The 17,049-nt window shown below is 63.1% G+C and carries 13 protein-coding genes; all 13 read right to left on the reverse strand.

The features are described from left to right. Nucleotides 1-8 precede the first annotated feature (8 nt). Complete coding sequence (gene pgeF / locus KRX51_RS09870; RefSeq protein WP_370625096.1) at nt 9-746, reverse strand: peptidoglycan editing factor PgeF; 738 nt, start codon at nt 744-746, stop codon at nt 9-11. After that, complete coding sequence (gene ftsZ, locus KRX51_RS09875) at nt 743-2,002, reverse strand: cell division protein FtsZ (protein ID WP_218362977.1); 1,260 nt, start codon at nt 2,000-2,002, stop codon at nt 743-745. Before ftsZ ends, pgeF begins: the two co-directional genes overlap by 4 nt. Before the next feature lie 174 nt (nt 2,003-2,176). After that, nucleotides 2,177-2,863, reverse strand: a complete 687-nt coding sequence (locus KRX51_RS09880) for an FtsQ-type POTRA domain-containing protein (protein ID WP_218362978.1) — start codon at nt 2,861-2,863, stop codon at nt 2,177-2,179. Beyond that, nucleotides 2,860-4,257 carry a UDP-N-acetylmuramate--L-alanine ligase gene (gene murC, locus KRX51_RS09885; protein WP_255549630.1) on the reverse strand — a complete coding sequence of 466 codons (1,398 nt, stop codon included), beginning with the start codon at nt 4,255-4,257 and terminating at the stop codon, nt 2,860-2,862. Before murC ends, KRX51_RS09880 begins: the two co-directional genes overlap by 4 nt. A 111-nt stretch (nt 4,258-4,368) precedes the next feature. Continuing rightward, nucleotides 4,369-5,505, reverse strand: coding sequence for an undecaprenyldiphospho-muramoylpentapeptide beta-N-acetylglucosaminyltransferase (gene murG, locus KRX51_RS09890; RefSeq protein ID WP_218362980.1), 1,137 nt, complete (start codon nt 5,503-5,505; stop codon nt 4,369-4,371). Between the two features lie 11 nt (nt 5,506-5,516). Next, nucleotides 5,517-7,238: a putative lipid II flippase FtsW gene (gene ftsW / locus KRX51_RS09895; RefSeq protein ID WP_218362981.1), complete on the reverse strand. Its 1,722-nt coding sequence runs from the start codon at nt 7,236-7,238 to the stop codon at nt 5,517-5,519. Next, on the reverse strand, nt 7,238-8,704 hold the full coding sequence (murD, locus tag KRX51_RS09900; protein ID WP_218362982.1) for a UDP-N-acetylmuramoyl-L-alanine--D-glutamate ligase: 1,467 nt from the start codon (nt 8,702-8,704) through the stop codon (nt 7,238-7,240). Before murD ends, ftsW begins: the two co-directional genes overlap by 1 nt. Continuing rightward, complete coding sequence (gene mraY, locus KRX51_RS09905) at nt 8,704-9,807, reverse strand: phospho-N-acetylmuramoyl-pentapeptide-transferase (RefSeq protein WP_218362983.1); 1,104 nt, start codon at nt 9,805-9,807, stop codon at nt 8,704-8,706. The genes murD and mraY overlap by 1 nt, the downstream gene beginning before the upstream one ends. Further along, the gene (gene murF, locus KRX51_RS09910; RefSeq protein ID WP_218362984.1) at nt 9,804-11,294 is read right to left on the reverse strand and encodes a UDP-N-acetylmuramoyl-tripeptide--D-alanyl-D-alanine ligase; all 1,491 of its coding nucleotides are present in this window, start codon (nt 11,292-11,294) and stop codon (nt 9,804-9,806) included. The genes mraY and murF overlap by 4 nt, the downstream gene beginning before the upstream one ends. Continuing rightward, nucleotides 11,291-12,832, reverse strand: a complete 1,542-nt coding sequence (locus KRX51_RS09915; protein ID WP_218362985.1) for a UDP-N-acetylmuramoyl-L-alanyl-D-glutamate--2,6-diaminopimelate ligase — start codon at nt 12,830-12,832, stop codon at nt 11,291-11,293. The genes murF and KRX51_RS09915 overlap by 4 nt, the downstream gene beginning before the upstream one ends. Nucleotides 12,833-12,877: 45 nt before the next feature. Then, the gene (locus KRX51_RS09920; RefSeq protein WP_218363037.1) at nt 12,878-14,794 is read right to left on the reverse strand and encodes a penicillin-binding protein 2; all 1,917 of its coding nucleotides are present in this window, start codon (nt 14,792-14,794) and stop codon (nt 12,878-12,880) included. A 254-nt stretch (nt 14,795-15,048) separates the two neighbouring features. Then, entirely contained in the window at nt 15,049-15,822 is a 774-nt protein-coding gene (locus KRX51_RS09925; RefSeq protein ID WP_218362986.1) for a hypothetical protein, read from the reverse strand. A 56-nt stretch (nt 15,823-15,878) separates the two neighbouring features. Next, entirely contained in the window at nt 15,879-16,913 is a 1,035-nt protein-coding gene (rsmH, locus tag KRX51_RS09930; RefSeq protein WP_218362987.1) for a 16S rRNA (cytosine(1402)-N(4))-methyltransferase RsmH, read from the reverse strand. Between the last annotated feature and the right edge of the window lie 136 nt (nt 16,914-17,049).

Consider the following 17,049-nt stretch of genomic DNA (forward strand, 5'->3'; position numbering starts at 1 on the left):
GCTTTCAGCTATCGCTGTGTCTGCAGCACCACTACCCCGGCCTGCCTGCCGGTAACACCGTCACGACGGTGCGAAAAGTAGTCCTGCTCAGCAATGGTGCAGCGCGGTTCACTATCGACCTTGGTCACCCCTAGATCGTAGAGCTGATGCACAAGTCCGGCCCGAATATCGAGCCCGGGTGTGCCCGCCGCAGTCGTGGTGCGCGAGCCCGGCAAATGCTTTTCGACGTCGGCAGCCATCTCCTCGGGCACCTCATACCAATGGCCCGAAGCCGCCGCCCCGAGCAAAGCATGTATCCGCGACACATCAGCACCTAGTCGCACCATGCGTTCAACAGTGGCCGCGACGATCCCATTGCGCGCCCCCTGCCGCCCGGCGTGGACGGCTGCGATCACACCGGCGTCCTCGTCGGAAAGCAACACCGGCACACAATCGGCAACCAGCACCACTAACGCAAGATCGGGGCAGGTTGTGATGATCGCGTCCGTATCGGGCACCGGCGCAGATTGCGGCTTGCCCACCACCGCAAGATGAGTGGAGTGGGTTTGGTCCATCCACACCAGCCGGCTGGGGTGCAGCCCTAGACCACGGGCGAGGCGGTGGCGGTTTTCCAGCACCGCATCTGGGTCATCGCCGACATGCATGCCCAGGTTGAAGCTGTCATAGGGCGGAGCAGAACACCCGCCGCGCCGAGTGGTGAGAACCTTTCGGACGCGGCGGGTGCTGCGGTTAGTGCTGGGGGTCACAGGAATCCCGGGAGGCCGAGGCCATCATCCTCATCGCGGTGACGACCCGAGTCCGGCCCGTCATAGCGACGCTCGCGACGCGCATCACGGGAATCATCGGAGCTGTTGGTGAACAGTCCGCCAGAGCGGCGCGGGGCGCGGCGCTCAGAATCGTGCTGGTTGCCGACCTGGCGCTCGTAGGACTGACGTTCCTGCTCACGGCCGGCATCGGCATCATCGCCGAGGTTGTCGCCGCCGGGCAGGCTGGTGCTTGCAGTGGCCTGCTGGCGCGGGTTGGCGGCTTCATTGCGCGACTGCGGGGCCTGGGCCACGGGGGCATCAAAGCCGGTGGCAATCAAGGTGACCCGGATTTCGTCGCCGAGGTTGTCATCGAAGATGGTGCCGAAGATGATGTTGGCGTCTTCGTCGGCCTTGGCCTCAACGAATGCGGCCGCCTCGCCGACCTCGAGCAGCTCCATATCGGAGCCACCAGCGAAGGACAGCAGCAGGCCGGTAGCGCCGTCCATGGCGGTTTCCAGCAGCGGCGAGTTCACGGCCATCTCAGCGGCGGCCATAGCGCGGTTATCGCCACGTGAGGCGCCCACACCCATCAGGGCGGAGCCCGCACCCGACATCACGGAGCGCACGTCGGCGAAGTCGACGTTAATCATGCCCGGGGTGGTGATGAGGTCAGTAATGCCCTGCACACCGTTGAGCAGCACCTGGTCGGCGTAGCGGAAGGCTTCCATCATGCCGATATTGGCTTCACCGATCTGCAGCAGCCGGTCATTCGGGATGACGATGAGGGTGTCGCAGGCCTCCTTGAGGGTTTCGATACCGCTCAGGGCCTGCTTGGTGCGGCGGCGACCTTCGAAGGAGAAGGGCTTCGTCACCACGCCGACGGTCAGTGCGCCGGCCTTCTTGGCGATGGAGGCGACCACAGGGGCCGCGCCGGTGCCGGTGCCGCCACCTTCACCTGCGGTGACGAAGACCATATCGGCGCCGTCGAGGGCTGCGGCGATATCGTCCTTGTGGTCCTCAGCGGATTCGCGGCCGACCTCGGGGTCAGCGCCCGCGCCGAGGCCGCGGGTCTTCTCACGTCCGATATCAAGCTTGATATCGGCATCGGAGAACATCAGTGCCTGGGAGTCGGTGTTGATGGCAATGAACTCGACGCCCTTGAGGCCCTCCTCGATCATGCGATTAACGGCGTTGACGCCGCCGCCGCCGACTCCGACGACCTTGATGACGGCGAGGTAATTGTTCGGGGAGGTCATAAGTGTGCTCGCCCTTCCTTTAGTGCTGCTGTGCGTGCCCGTGCTTGCTCACAAGACATCATCGTTCATAGACCGGTGCTGCGCCGAGAACTACCAGCGCGGCGTGTCGCTACCCTCAAGTAACACTTGAGGGATACAATCGGCGCACCGCACCCGGCCGAGGCCCGCGCCAATTTAGGGACGAACCGCAGGCTGCTCGGGGTTCGACACATTCCAGTTGTTCTCTTCCCGGCCCATCACATCGCGAATCGCGATGCCCTTATCGGCCGCGGAATCCTCACTACCGATATAAAACAGCCGGTCATCAACAAGAACAACAGTCATTGCTGTCGGCGACGGCGCATCAATACGCACCAACTGTTCGCGTACTTCCTTAGGCAATTTCCCCAGCACCTCAAGCGCTGCCGGGATTACCTCAGCCTCCTGCTCCGGCGGGGTCACCAATTCCGTGGTCCCCTCAGGTGCAGCGGCAGTGAGGAAAACTTCCCCCTGGGCCGAAATCAACCGGTCCTGACCAGGCTCACCGCGAATAAAAAGTTGGGGTGAATGCTCCACAACCTCAATAACAACAGTGCTGGGCCAACTGCGACTGACCGTCGCGCGTTTCACCCACGGCAGCCGCACCACATTCTCAGCTGCGTGCCGACGGTCAATGCGCAGCATCTTCTGGCCTTCAACGACACCAGAACTTTCGGTGATCTCGGCGGGCTGGGCGTATTTCACGCCCTCGACTCGCACCGTGGCGACAGTGGCGACCGGGGTGAACCACAACACGGCCCACCCGATAATCGCCACGAGGACCACAGCGGCCACGGCCCACAGCACTCTGCTGCGCCGGACTACCCCACCGAGTCGTTTCACTGCAGTTCCCCAAGAATCTCGTCGGCAAGCATGGTGACACTGCCCGCACCGATGGTGAGAATGACATCATCTGGTCCCGCGATCTCACGCACGCGCGCCGGCACGGCGGTGAAATGCGGTTCGTACACCGTCGGCACCGTGGTCTTATCGGCAATGGTGGCGCCACTAATGCCCGGCATCGGCTCCTCCCGGGCACCAAAAACATCAAGCACGACGGCACTATCGGCAATATCCAAAGCCGCGGCGAACTCATCGGCAAAAGCTGCCGTACGCGAGTACAAGTGCGGCTGAAATACCGCGATGACATGACCTTCACCGGCCTCGGCCACCAGCTCACGGGCGGCCCCAAGCACCGCACGGACCTCCGTGGGGTGATGGGCGTAGTCGTCATACACACGCACCCCGGCGCACTCACCCTCGCTGATCACGCCGTGGAAATCGAAACGGCGGCGCACACCAGTAAAGTCCGACAGACCAGCAGACATGCGCGACAAATCGGCACCAACACAACGGCCCCCAAGCAGAGCGGCAATCGCATTCAGCGCCATATGTCGACCAGGCTGCTGCAGGTGCACCACAGTGTCTTCGCCCAGCACCGTCGCCGTGACCTCAGCGCCTGCGCCAGTGGAGCTCCACCCACCGAGCACCGCACCAGCGGGGATATCCGGGTGCTTGGCGAGGTGCTCCGCACCGCCATAACCGAGCACCCTGATCCCGCGGGCCACCGCGCGCTCACCGAGCTCCGCAGCACGCGGGTCCTCCACACACACCACCAAGGTGCCGCCCTCAATCACCCGATCGGCGAAATCATCAAAGACCTGGTAGTAGGCGTCGGCAGTGCCGAAGAAGTCCAGGTGGTCTTCCTCAATATTGGTCACAATCGCAACCTGCGGGCGATACGTCAGCAACGAGGCATCGGACTCATCAGCCTCGGCGATGAACACATCCCCCGTGCCGTGGTGCGCATTGACCCCAGCCTTCGACATCAGGCCACCAACAGCAAAGGACGGGTCCGCCCCCGCCGCCTGCAGCGCAGCCACTGCCATCGACGTCGTCGATGTTTTGCCGTGGGTGCCGGCAATAAGCAGGGCCCGGTAGTCCTGCATCAACATGCCCAGCACGTCGGAACGCTTCAACACCTCCACCCCACGGCGGCGTGCCTCAGCAAGCTCCGGGTTGGTCTCCGGGATGGCGGCGAAAGACACCACGACCGCCTCGGGTTCCCCACCGAGATCCAGGTTGGCCGCATCATGGCCGACGGCGATATGCGCCCCCATTGCGCGCAGCCCCACCACCGCACGAGATTCCTTCATGTCGGAACCACTGACGGTGACACCGCGAGCGAGAAGAATGCGGGCAACACCGGACATGCCGGCGCCGCCAATACCGATCATGTGCACACTGGCGGGCAGCGAGCCGCCGGTTGCCGATGCGTCGCTGGCGGTATTCGATCCGCTGGTCATGGTGCCTGCCTTTCGTAGCGGGGTGCGCGAAGTGGAGTGAGTTTAAGCCATTCCGATGGTGTTGTCACCGACGGGGACCTCGACCCCCGCCAGCCGCAACACTCGGCGGGCAATGGTATCGGCCGCGTCCCGGGAACCGGCCACCGATGCTGCCGCGGACATCTCCGCGAGCTTTTCTGGGTTGGTCAACAGTGGGATAACGCTATCGCGCACTGTGGCCTGGTTAAGGTCGTGGTCATTGATAATGATGCCACCACCGGCCTCAACAACACTGGTGGCATTAAGTGCCTGCTCACCATTGCCATGCGGCAACGGCACGTACACCGCCGGCAACCCGGTCGCGGACACCTCCGCCACCGTCATCGCACCAGAGCGACACAGCGCAAGATCAGCCGCGGCATAAGCAAGGTCCATCCGATCGATATACGAGCGGGTGACATACATCGGGTCACCGTCTGGCTTGCCGACGCTGACCTCGTTGTTTTTCCCGTGGGCATGAAGCACAGCCACCCCGGCTGCACGCAGGTACGGGGCGGCGGCAACAACCGCGTCATTAATGCTGCGCGCCCCCTGGGAGCCGCCGGTGACAAATAACACCGGGCCTTGTGCGGGCAGGCCAAAGAATTCACGAGCCTCAGCGCGCAGTTGCTCGCGGTCCACGTGCGATAACGAATCGCGCACCGGAATCCCGACGACCTCAGCGTCAATACCCGAACCCGGTACCGCCGCCATGGTCACGCCACCCAACCAGCCACCAAGCTTATTGGCCAAACCGGCGCGGGCATTGGCCTCATGTACAGCGAAGGGAATCTTGCGGCCAGCCCGGCATGCCAAATAAGCCGGGGCCGCGACATAACCACCGAAACCAATAACGGCATCAGCCTCTACCCGGCGCAGCGCCGCCCGGGTGGCGCGCACCGCGTTGAGCACCCGAAATGGCAGGCGGGCCAGGTCAAGGTTGATTTTGCGGGGAACCGGCACCGGCGGGATGAGTTCCAACTGGTAGCCACGGGCAGGCACAAGAGTCGATTCCAAGCCGCGCGGGGACCCCAGGGCGGTGACCTTAGCGTCGGGACGCAAGCGAATAATTGCGTCGGCAACAGCCATCGCCGGTTCGATATGACCAGCGGTGCCGCCGCCGGCAACGACGATGGACGGTGCGTGGGTTGGGGTGTTCATGCTGTTCGCAGTCACCTTCTTTTCCTGTCCGGTCCCGCAGCCGGCCCATTGGATCCGCCACCGCGACGGGTACTGCGGCGGCCTACTTCACCGTACCGGCTCCGTGAGGCACTGCCACGGCCATCCCGGCCGAGATCGGAATCACGATGGGCACGCGGATTCAACGCATCCCGGGTGACCCGGTTATCCCCGCGGGAACGAGGCTGGCGCGCAGGTGTTTGGCCCCTGCGGCCAGAATCACGCACCGATTCCCGGGCCGCCTCCCGACCTGCCCGTGAAGGGCTGCGGCGCGGCGAGCGGCGTTCCCACTGCCCCGCAGGCTCTGGGACGGGATGATTGCGCCGCTGGCGGGAAAACTCCTGCGGGGACAATTCATCCTCATCCGGGCGGGTCACCGGGCGACCAAAACGCTGCGGCTGCCGATGCGCCCGGGAAGCACCGGTACCCGTACGAGAAGGCTCATACGGCAACGGCTCCGGCAGCGCCAACCACCGATCGATAAGCGGCGGGCCACTGGTCTGAATAGCAGAAACCGCCTCTGGCTCATGCCGAGCGCAGGTAGCCAGAAGCCCCATCGCCGCCAACGTCACCACAGCCGAGGTGCCGCCGGCGGAAATCAACGGCAGCTGCAGACCAGTGACCGGCAGCAAGCCCACGACATAGCCGATATTGATAAAAGCCTGGATGACCGTGCCAGTAGTCAGCGTCGCGGCCAACAACTTCAAAAACGGGTCCGCCTGCTTCATTGCGATGCGCAAACCCACCCAGCCCAGGGCGGCGTAGAACAAAATCACCAGGGCGGCACCGAAGAACCCGGTTTCTTCACCGATGATGGCGAAAATGAAGTCATTCTTCGCCTCCGGCAAGTAGAACCACTTCGCACGCGACTGGCCCAGCCCCACACCGGTGAGGGAACCGTCGGCAAGCGACAACACGCCCTGATAGGACTGGTAGCCACTGGCCTGGGTCTGGGTGAACCTGCCGAATAAGGTGTCGACGAACACCATGATGCGCTGCGAACGGAAGCCCTCCAGCAGCACGAAGAAAACAAAGAACACACTGGCAGCACCACAGACACCGGCGAAAATACGCCACGGCAAACCGGAGAACAGTGCCAGCAGCATCACCACGATGGCAATAGAGGCAGCCATACCCAGGTCGCGCTGTAGAATCACCAGCACCAAAATGACGCCCGAGACCACCGCGTAGAGCCCATACAGCTCAGTTTGGGTGCGTGCGGTACGCATCCGCTGCGCCAAATGCTTCGAGCCCCACAGGGCCAAAGCGATCTTGGCGAACTCGGAGGGCTGCACATTCACCGGGCCAATGGCCAGCCAGGACTGGGCACCAACTTCTTCCAGGCCCACACCCATGGCCAATACCGCAAACAGCAAACCAAAAGAAACCACAAGCGATGGGGTCGCCAAAGAGCGCACCGTATCAATGCGCATCCGCAACACCAGGGCAAAGAGAACCAGGCCGACGGCGACCATAATCGCCTGACGCAGGAAAATAGCCCACACGCTGCCGGATTCATCACCGGAGATCGCCATCGAGGACGACAACACCATCACCAAGCCGAAGCCGGTGAGCATCGCCGTGATGAACAACAGACTGTGGTAGTCAAACAGCGGCCGGGACGTGTAATCCGACACCTTCTCCATGAAGGAGTGCATCCGGTTGTTGGATGTATCAGCCGATGCGGACTCAGGTGTTGTTGCGCGCTGACTCATCAGACATCCTCTCCGGTAGCTTCGCGCGCACCGGCGGCGAAGAGTTCACCACGCTGAGACATACCGGTGTACATATCCAGGCTGGCCGCGGCAGGGGCCAACAGCACTACCCCACCGGGGGTCACTGCTGCGCTGGCCGCAGCGCAGGCCGCACGCATCGCGGCTTCGGGGTCAGTATCATCAATCACAGTCACCGGAAGGTCCGGCCGGGCCGCGCGAAGCGCATCGGCGATGATTGCCGCGTCCTGGCCAAGCAACACTGCCGCAGACATCTGGGCGACGTGGGTATTGACCACATCGGTGATATCAGCGCCCTTGAGCTGACCACCGGCGACCCACACGAAATTGTCCACCCCAGCCATAGCAGCGTCTGCGGCGTGCGGATTCGTGGCCTTCGAGTCATCGCACCACGCCACCGTGCCGTTGTGGGAACGGTGCACAATCTGGCCCCGGTGCGCTGCTACCTCAAAAGACCGCAGCCCTGCGGCAATAGTGTCCGCATCGATGCCAACAGCCCGGGCCAGCGCGGCAGCTGCGGCGGCATTGCGCACACCACGCACCCCCGGCGGCGTGATCTCCGAGGTGGCAATGATCCCGGTGCCCTCCTCCGAGTCCTGGTCGGCGAATGCGCGATCCACCAGCCAGCCATCGACCGCGCCGACCTGGCCTGGCTCAGGCACCCCGGCGGTAAAACCCACCACGGTCGGGGCGAGGTCACCGTCGGCACGCAACCGCTCGACGGTGGATTCAACGTCATCATCCTCGGCGCCATAAATGGCGATATCACCGGTTAAGGCATGTGCCTTCGCCCGGGCGTATTCGGCATAGCTGCCGTGCCAATCAATATGGTCTTCCGCCAGATTGAGCAAGGCGCCAGCGTCGGGACGCACCTGCGGAGCCCAGTGCAACTGGAAGCTGGATAGCTCCGCGGCGAGGATCTCCACCCGGGGGCTGGCGGTCAACGCTTCATGCAGGGCAACACCAATGTTGCCGACAGCCTGACCGCGGGCACCGAGAATGCTGGCGAGCATCCCGGTGGTAGTGGTCTTACCGTTGGTGCCGGTAACCACCAGCCAAGTGCGCGGCGCACCCCAGATACCGGCCCTATCACCAGCACGGGCCAAGGCAACCTCGCCCACAACCGGCACCCCAGCGGCGAGCGCGGCACTGGGCAGGGCCGAATCGGGCCGCCATCCCGGCGACACCGCCACCAAAGAAGTACTGCCTAGGTCGGCGCAGGCCTGGTCGACGGTGCAGGCCTGGGCGCCATAACGCTGCGCCAACGCAGTGGCGCGTTCGGTGTTGTCATCGGCAATGACAATGTCCGTGGCACCGATATCGTGCACAATCCCGGCGATACCGGCGCCGGAGACACCAGCGCCCGCCACAATAATGCGCCCGGAGCGCACCAGGTTCAGCAGCTCAGCGTCGGCCGGAGTGGAAGGGGCGGTGGTGGTGCTGGTCATTAGAGCAATCCTGTCTCAATCAGCCAATCGCCATAGAAAATAACGAAACCAGTGATGGTGAAAATAGCGGCGAGCAACCAGAAGCGGATAACGACGGTGGTCTCAGCCCACCCGCCGTTTTCGAAGTGGTGATGCAGCGGGGCCATCCGGAACGGGCGCTTACCGGTGGTCTGGAAAACAGCGACCTGGATGACCACCGACAGCAGCTCGAGCACGAACAGCAGACCGACGACCACCATGAGCAACTCGGTGCGGGTGACAAAGGACAAACCAGCGACGAGACCACCCAGGGCCAACGAGCCGGTATCGCCCATAAAGATCTTCGCCGGGGCGGCATTCCACCACAAAAAGCCTAAGCAGGCACCCAGGCCAGCCGCCGCGAGATACGACACGTCCAACGGGTCGCGCACCGTGTAGCAGCCCTGCACCACGGACTCACCACAGCTGTACCGGAACTGCCAGAAACACACCGCCGAGTAGCAGGCCAATAGCAGCGACATCGTGCCGGCGGCGAGGCCATCAAGACCGTCGGTGAGGTTGACCGCATTGGACCAGCCACCAATCACCAGGAAAACAAAGACCAAGAAGATGATGGTGCCGATAATCCCGCCACCAATAGCGATATCCCAGGTCTGCAAGTCCCGGATGAACGACAGGTGCGTAGAACCCGGGGTGATATTGAGGTGGTTCGGGAACTGCAGGATCAGGATGCCGAAAATCAGTGCAGCCGCGAGCTGGCCGAGCAGCTTGGCTTTTTTATCCAGGCCGAGATTACGGCCCATATGCAGCTTGATGAAGTCATCAGCAAAGCCCAGTCCACCCATCGCCAAGGTGAGGAACAGCACCAGCAGGCCCGAGGCGGTCGGCCCGGAACCAACGGTGACCAGGCCGAGGATATGGGCTGCGATATAGCCGGCAACAATGCCCGCGATGATGGCGATACCGCCCATCGTGGGAGTACCACGCTTACGCAGGTGACTCTTCGGCCCTTCTTCGCGGATTTCCTGGCCGATACCGACGGCGGAGAACCGCCGGATAAGTACCGGGGTGAGAAATACCGAGACAATGAATGCGACTGTGCCGCTCAGCATGAGCTGGGTCATTTCTGTGCCCCTTCGTCGTTTCGCTCATCGGCGAGTACACCTTCGGCTACTCGCCATAAACCACCTGCATACGACGCCTTGACCAGCACGACGTCATTCGGCTGCGCTAAATCAGTCACTGCGCGCACCGCTGTGTCCACATCAGGTGCGGACACACTGGTTATACCCGCATCCTCAGCAGTTGCCAGCAGGGCGCGCACAGCAGGCGAATCCCCCACCGCGACCAGATGGTGCACACCACGCCTGGCCAGCACCCCAGCCAAGCGCTGATGCTCTACCTCGGCGCTATCGCCGAGCTCCCCCATCTCACCGAGCACCGCAATCGCACGGCCCCCGCGAGCTGTTGCCGTACGCGATAGGGCATCAATACCAGCGCGCATCGACTCAGGATTAGCGTTATAGGAGTCATTAATGACGGTGAGCCCATCAGCGCGGGTTTGCACATCCATCCGGTGCGCCGAGGCGGCAGTATGGGCACTCAATCCCGCCACAATCGACCCGTCACTAATGCCCGCCGCGCGTGCTGCCGCAGCAGCCGCCAAAGCGTTTTCAACCTGGTGGGCGCCGAACACTTGCAGGTTAACCCGGCCCGCAGTGCCATCGGGGGTCAGCAGCGTGAAACTAGCCCGGGAAAGATCATCGAGTTCAATATCGGTGGCCCGGATATCGGCCTCATGGCTGCCCGCGGAGAATGTCACCACCGCAGCCTCAGTACGCGCGGCCATCGGGGTGACCAGCAAGTCATCCGCATTAAGAACCGCTACCCCACCATGGGCAGCATCGGGCAGGGCCTCCACCAACTCGCCCTTGGCTTGGGCAATGGCTTGGCGGGAACCAAACTCGCCCACATGGGCACTGCCGACGTTGAGGACCGCACCGATCCGCGGCGGAGCGAACTGGGCTAAGTGCGCAATATGCCCAATCCCGCGCGCAGACATCTCAGCAACGAGGAATTTCGTCTCCGGGGTGGCCTGCAACGCCGTGTAGGGATGACCGATCTCATTATTAAAAGAACCACGCGGGGCAACGGTCGGACCCGTGGTGCGCAGCACAGTCGCCACCATGTCCTTCGTCGACGTCTTACCGGCCGAGCCGGTCAACCCAATGACGGTGAGCCCATCGTCGGCAAGCACGTCGATGGTGTGCCGGGACAGCGCACCCAGTGCAGCCAATACCGCCGCACCAGCGCCATCGGGGTCATGGGCGAAGGCATCACTATTCGAGCTCTGCGGCCCCAGCGGCTCCACCACGCAACACGGCGCGTCAACAACACGCGACGACAGCACCAATGCAGCACCATCGGCTACGGCGGCCTCAGCAAAACTGTGCCCGTCCACACGGGCACCCGGCAGCGCCAGGAAAATACAGCCCGGGGTGATCGCGCGGGAATCGAATTCAGCAGGGCCGGCGACCGCAGTCCCGGGGTCAATATTGTGCAATGTGCCGCCGGTGATATCGGCGATCTGTTGCGCGCTAAGAGTAATCACTTCTGGTCTCCTCGTGCATCGCGAAGGGCGCGGCGCAACTCAATACGGTCATCAAAGGGGTGCATGTGCCCGCCCACATCCTGACCGGTTTCATGCCCCTTACCAGCAACAATCACCGCGTCACCGGGGCCGGCTAACTGCACTGCTGCCGCAATAGCCGCAGCTCGACCAGCAATATTATGAATCCTCGGCCGTTGGCCATCGCCGCGGCGTGCTGCAGCTTCCTCCGCGCCTGCGATGATGTCCTGGCGAATAGCCTCCGGGTCCTCATGACGCGGATTGTCATCGGTAATGATGATCTCGTCGGCAGCCCGGACCGCCTCGGCCCCCATCTTCGCGCGCTTGGTCCGATCACGATTGCCACCAGCGCCGAACACAATAATCAACCGGCCATCGAGGTGGTCCCGCAAGGTATCCAGGGCCGCCCCCACAGCAGCCGGCTTATGCGCATAATCGACAACAGCCAAGAAATCCTGGCCCTCATCAATACGTTCCATCCGGCCAGGCACGGCAACGTCGGAAAGCCCAGCGCGGGCCTCATCAGTGGCGCAACCAACAGCATCAAGCAACGCCCACGCCACCGTCGCATTAGCAATATTGAACGCACCAGGAAGCGGAACCTCAAGGTCAACATCGCGCTCCGGGCCGCGCACCACAACATGCTGGAGCCCATTGATGGCAACCTCCGGCGGGCCGGCCACCCAATCCGCATCCTCCACCGGCGGGTTCGCCGCCATAGTCGCTGCAGTAGTCACCCTCACGCCCGGGCCGTCGGCAAGCTCAGCCATCCGCTGCCCCCAGGCATCATCAGTACAGATCACAGTGCGCGGTGCATGCAGGTCCCCGGCAGGATCGAAAAGCAACGCCTTAGCGGCGAAATACTCATCCATCGTGTCGTGGAAATCGAGATGATCCTGCGAAAGGTTCAAAAAGGCAGTGACATCAAAAGCCAAACCACCCACCCGGCCCAACATCACAGCATGCGAAGAAACCTCCATCACCACATGGGTCACGCCCTCATCAGCCATGGTGCGGAAAAGTTTATGCAGCTCCGGGGCTTCCGGAGTGGTCAAATGGGAAGGCACCGTGCGGCCATTAATGCGGGTACCGGTAGTGCCAATCAGCCCCACCCGGCGGCCCGCGGCCATCAACGCCCCCTCCAACAAGTACGTGGTAGTGGTCTTGCCGGACGTACCCGTAATACCGATAACCGTCATCTCCGCCGACGGGTGCCCATAGACAGCATCGGCGACACGGCCAAGAATTGGGCGCACCTCATCCACGAGGAGAACAGGCGGCGGGTCCCCGGCCTCCTGCAATATCTCGTAGCCGGCGGCGTCGGTAAGCACCGCCACCCCCTGCGATTGGTGGGCATAACGGGCGCCATGCGACCGCGTGCCCGGCACCGCGGCGAAAATACCGTCGGCAGGCACCTCGGCAGCATTAATGCCGATATCGGAAACCTGCAGATCACCGGCACTAGCGGGATGCAGGGTGGCACCAGCGATCTCCGCGAGGAGGTTCAGGGTGACGCTCATGGTTTCTCCTTGATGTCAGGTCACGATGTCGGGCGGGTGGTGGAACTAATCAGCCTGGAGGACCAACTGCCCCTCCTGCTTCGGCGACGGCGGCACGTTGTACTTATCCAACGCCCACGTCGCAATGTCGTGGAATAACGGAGCCGCAGACTGGCCGCCCTCACCATGCACACCACGCACCGGCTCATCAAGCATGATGCCGATCACAAAACGCGGGTTATCCGCAGGGGCGATACCTGCAAAAGTGATGTAGTACTGAGAATTCGAGTAGGCGCCGGTATTCGGGTCCACCTTCTGGGCGGTACCGGTCTTACCCGCAATCTGGTAGCCCTCCACCGCAGCTTCTGTGCCGGTACCCATCTGCACCCCCGTGGGGTCAGACTGCACCACGGCCTGGAACATCTCCCGCACCGTACGGGCGGTCTCCGGGGACATCACACGAATGCCCTCGGGACGCTCCGCCCGGGTGACGGTACCGTCCGGCGCGGTGGCGGACTCGACGATGCGCGGCGGGATGCGCTCACCATCATTAGCCACCGTCTGATACACGCTGGTCATCTGCAATAGCGACATCGCCATGCCCTGCCCGATCGGCAGGTTAGCGAATGTGCCGCCCGACCACTGCTCGCGGCTAGGCACCAGGCCTGGAGATTCAGCGGGAAGTTCCACACCGGTGCTGCGGCCCAGGCCGAAAAGCCCCAGCATCTCAGCGAAACGGTCCTGGCCTACTCGCTCAGCCAACATGAGCGTGCCGACGTTGGAGGACTTGCCGAAAATACCGGTAGTGGTAAACGGCACGTCGCCATGCTCCCAGGCATCGCGGACAGTCACACCGGCCATATCGATACTGCCGGGGACAGTGTGCACCTCATCTGGGGTGGTCAGGCCGTCTTCAATAGCAGCTGCGGCGGTAATAATCTTCGCCACCGAACCAGGCTCGAAGGGGCTGGTCACAGCGATATTTCCGATATCGCGGCCACGGTCAATTTCGGCGCCAATATCCCGATTGGGGTTCGCGGTACCCGCCTGGGCCATAGTGAGGATTTCACCGGTATGCGCATCGAGCACCACCGCGGCGGCGTTCTTCGCCCCGGAGTTGGTCTTGGCCTGCTCGAGCTGCTGCTGCACCTGGTACTGCATGTCAATATCGAGCGTGAGGTCATAGGAGGTGCCGTCAATCGGGTTGAGCACATCGCGGGTAGAACCCGGAATTGCGAAACCTTTAGCGGCGATATCGACAGTACGGCCACCGTTGACACCCTGAAGTTTGGCGTCCCGGGCGGCTTCGAAACCGAACTGGCCTACACCGTCCATGCCGATCTTGCCGACGACATTGGCCGCCACTGCCCCATTGGGGTACTGACGAATGTCCTGGCGCTCGGAAACAAGTTCGGGGAATTTTTCAACTACCGCGGCTGCCTTATCGGGGTCGACATTGCGCACCAAAACCTCGTAGGTCGACTTCTCGTCCTGAAGCTTTTTGAGGATTTCTGTGGAGCTGATGTCATCGGGCGTAGGCGCGGCACCTTCTTCTTCCTTGGCGCTGGCGCCTGCACGCCGACGGCCACCGGTGCGTTCGTCGATTGCGTCGAGGTCGCGCACCCCAATAAGGCCCGGCAGCTCGTCGGCGATCTGCTTCATCCGCTCATCTGGCTCAGCGGCTTCATCGGGCCACAGTCGGTGGCGCTCCTCCATATAGTCACGCAGTGAATTGGGGTGCACGGTGATGGAGCGGGCCTCCATTGTGAAGGCGATCGCGTTACCGGAGCGGTCATTGATGCTGCCGCGACGAGCAGGATCGACCAGCACCACGGTGCGCTGTTCAGCGGCTAGTTCGGCTAGTTCTGGGCCGGCCACAAGCTGTAGCCAGGCCAGCCGTCCGACGAGGGCGAGGACGACGAGAATGCCGGCTATCTGCACGAAACGGCGGCGGGTGGGGAAATCAGCTTTGGTGCTGCCCATCTGGTTCGCCGCGGCGAATGCACTGCTCATGCTGCGGCGGGTGGTGCCGGTGCGCTGGGCACCGGTGTCGCGCTGCGCTCGAGTGTTCTCGCGTGCAGTGATTCGCCGGGAGCGATCCGTAGCACGGGATCGCCCGGCACCGCGGGCACCGTCGCTACCTGGTCGTTGGTACCGGCGATCGCCTCCGGACTGGGGAGTCATCGGGCACCTCCGAGGGGACTAGTGCGCTGTATTACGCAGCCGTCATGTGCGGGTTAGTTTACTGCCGGGGCGGGGGGATTCGCCGCTGGCGGGGCCGGGGCCGGTGGAGCTGGCTGCGGCTGCTCGACACGAGGGGCCGGAGCAGGAGCCGGAGCCGGGGCGGGAGCAGGTGCCGGCGCGGGCGCCGGTGCCGGGGCCGGTGCCGGTGCGGGGGCGTTACCCGTGTCCGGACCGCCTGGGGCGTAGGGCACACCGGAAGCACCACGCCGTGGGTTGCCGCTCAGGCCCGGGACATTATCGGTCTTAGCCGGGTCGGAGGTCGGCTTATCCGGACGCATGGGGGCACCGTTGACATCGAGGATGCCGCGGGTTTCCGCTTCGCCGGGGCGAAGTTCGACGATAGCGCCGTTATTGTCCTTGGCCAGGATGGCGGGCTGGTCTGGGTTAACCATGCCCATCTCTGCGGCGCGTCGGGCTATCTCGGCGGTAGAGCGTAGGTACTCCACATCGCGTTCGAGAACCTCCACCTGGTCGGTGAGGTTTTGTTCCTTATCGCGGGCGGCGGAGATCTGCATGGAGGTCTGTGTGGATAGACCAGAAAGCACCAGGGCGACGACGATCGCGACGACAGCTAGCGCACAGGTAATGAGGGCGAGCTTGCCGCCAACACGCTGGTCAAGGTCGCGGGTGATCCGCCGTCCGCGGACCGTGACGACCTGGCGTGAACCCAAGCGGCGTCGGTAGGCACGGCGCGGACGCGGCCGGGCTGGCGTGGCTACGCCGGATTGGGCCCCTGGGCGGGGCCCGGCGGTGATAGTGGCTGCCATGGTATTTCTCCCCTGGTCGGCTGCGCTGCTAATGCTGGTGCTGGTTGTGGTGCTGGTTATGGTTTGCGGAGCGTTGGCGGCGCCGAGTCCTGCCGGATTCGGGTAATCGCCCGCACCCGGGCAGGAGCTGCTCGGGCATTGAGTTCGATTTCGTCTTTGGTGGCTTTTTCCGCCCCACGAGTCGCCAACCTGAATGACGGCTCGTGGCCGGGGAGTTCCATCGGTAAGTCCGGTGGCGTCGTCGACGTGGTCCGCTTGGCGAAGTAGGCCTTCACAATGCGGTCCTCGAGCGACTGGTAGCTCATGAACACAGCAGTGCCGCCGACGGCTAGTTCATCGCAGACGGCTGGCAGTGCGTTCTCGATGGACTCGAGTTCGCGGTTGACCTCGATGCGTAACGCCTGGAAGGTGCGCTTGGCGGGGTGGCCTCCCGAGCGGCGAGCGGCAGCCGGGATAGTGCTGTAGAGCAACTCCACGAGGCGTGCCGAGGTCGTGAATGGTTCTTTTTCGCGTTCCCGCAGGATGGCCGAGGCGATTTTCCCAGCGAAGCGTTCCTCGCCATAGGTGTTCAGCACACGGGCGAGTTCACCGTGGGAATAGGTGTTAAGTACGTCAGCGGCAGTCAGTGGGCCGGAGGGGTCCATGCGCATGTCTAGTGGCGCGTCGACCCGATAGGCGAAACCACGGTCCACCTGATCTAACTGCATTGAGGAAACGCCAAGGTCGAATAGTGCGCCGGCGAGGCCATGAGCGCGTGCTAATTCGAAAACGGCGCCGTCACCGTCGGCGATTGCGTCGGAAAGCTGATCGAAGCGAACCTGGGCGACACCGAAACGGTCACCGAAACCGGATAGGCGCCCTACCGCGCCGCCGAGGGCTACTGGGTCGCGGTCAAGACCAATGATGTGGACTGATGGGAAACGCTGCAGCAGGTGCTCTGTGTGTCCACCGGCGCCGAGGGTGGCGTCAAGGACTACGGCTTTATCGCCCATGGCTTCGATGCCTGGGGTGAGGAGGTCGGCGATTCGATCCGCCATGACGGGGACATGACCGTGTTCACCACTGCGACGGTTGTCATCTGTACCGGTCATGCTCCCTCCTCCCGAAAGTGTTGAGCTGGACCTAAAAGCTGTCCTTGATAAATGAGGGAGCGTGCACAGGGCCCTGCCCGACCAGGACCTGGTGTCGGGGAAGTACACCAGGGCCCAGCCAGGCAGAGTCCTTGCG

Origin of the sequence: Corynebacterium sp. TAE3-ERU12, from assembly GCF_019209905.1 — a bacterium.
Taxonomy (GTDB): Bacteria; Actinomycetota; Actinomycetes; order Mycobacteriales; family Mycobacteriaceae; genus Corynebacterium.

Coding starts and splice junctions, on each gene's coding strand:
- KRX51_RS09915 (WP_218362985.1), bottom strand. CDS start 12,832: ATGAGCGTCACCCTGAACCTCCTCGCGGAGATCGCTGGTGCCACCCTG.
- murG (WP_218362980.1), bottom strand. CDS start 5,505: ATGAACACCCCAACCCACGCACCGTCCATCGTCGTTGCCGGCGGCGGC.
- murD (WP_218362982.1), bottom strand. CDS start 8,704: ATGACCAGCACCACCACCGCCCCTTCCACTCCGGCCGACGCTGAGCTG.
- rsmH (WP_218362987.1), bottom strand. CDS start 16,913: ATGACCGGTACAGATGACAACCGTCGCAGTGGTGAACACGGTCATGTC.
- ftsW (WP_218362981.1), bottom strand. CDS start 7,238: ATGAGTCAGCGCGCAACAACACCTGAGTCCGCATCGGCTGATACATCC.
- murC (WP_255549630.1), bottom strand. CDS start 4,257: ATGATCGGTATTGGCGGCGCCGGCATGTCCGGTGTTGCCCGCATTCTT.
- ftsZ (WP_218362977.1), bottom strand. CDS start 2,002: ATGACCTCCCCGAACAATTACCTCGCCGTCATCAAGGTCGTCGGAGTC.
- KRX51_RS09925 (WP_218362986.1), bottom strand. CDS start 15,822: ATGGCAGCCACTATCACCGCCGGGCCCCGCCCAGGGGCCCAATCCGGC.
- KRX51_RS09920 (WP_218363037.1), bottom strand. CDS start 14,794: ATGGGCAGCACCAAAGCTGATTTCCCCACCCGCCGCCGTTTCGTGCAG.
- mraY (WP_218362983.1), bottom strand. CDS start 9,807: ATGACCCAGCTCATGCTGAGCGGCACAGTCGCATTCATTGTCTCGGTA.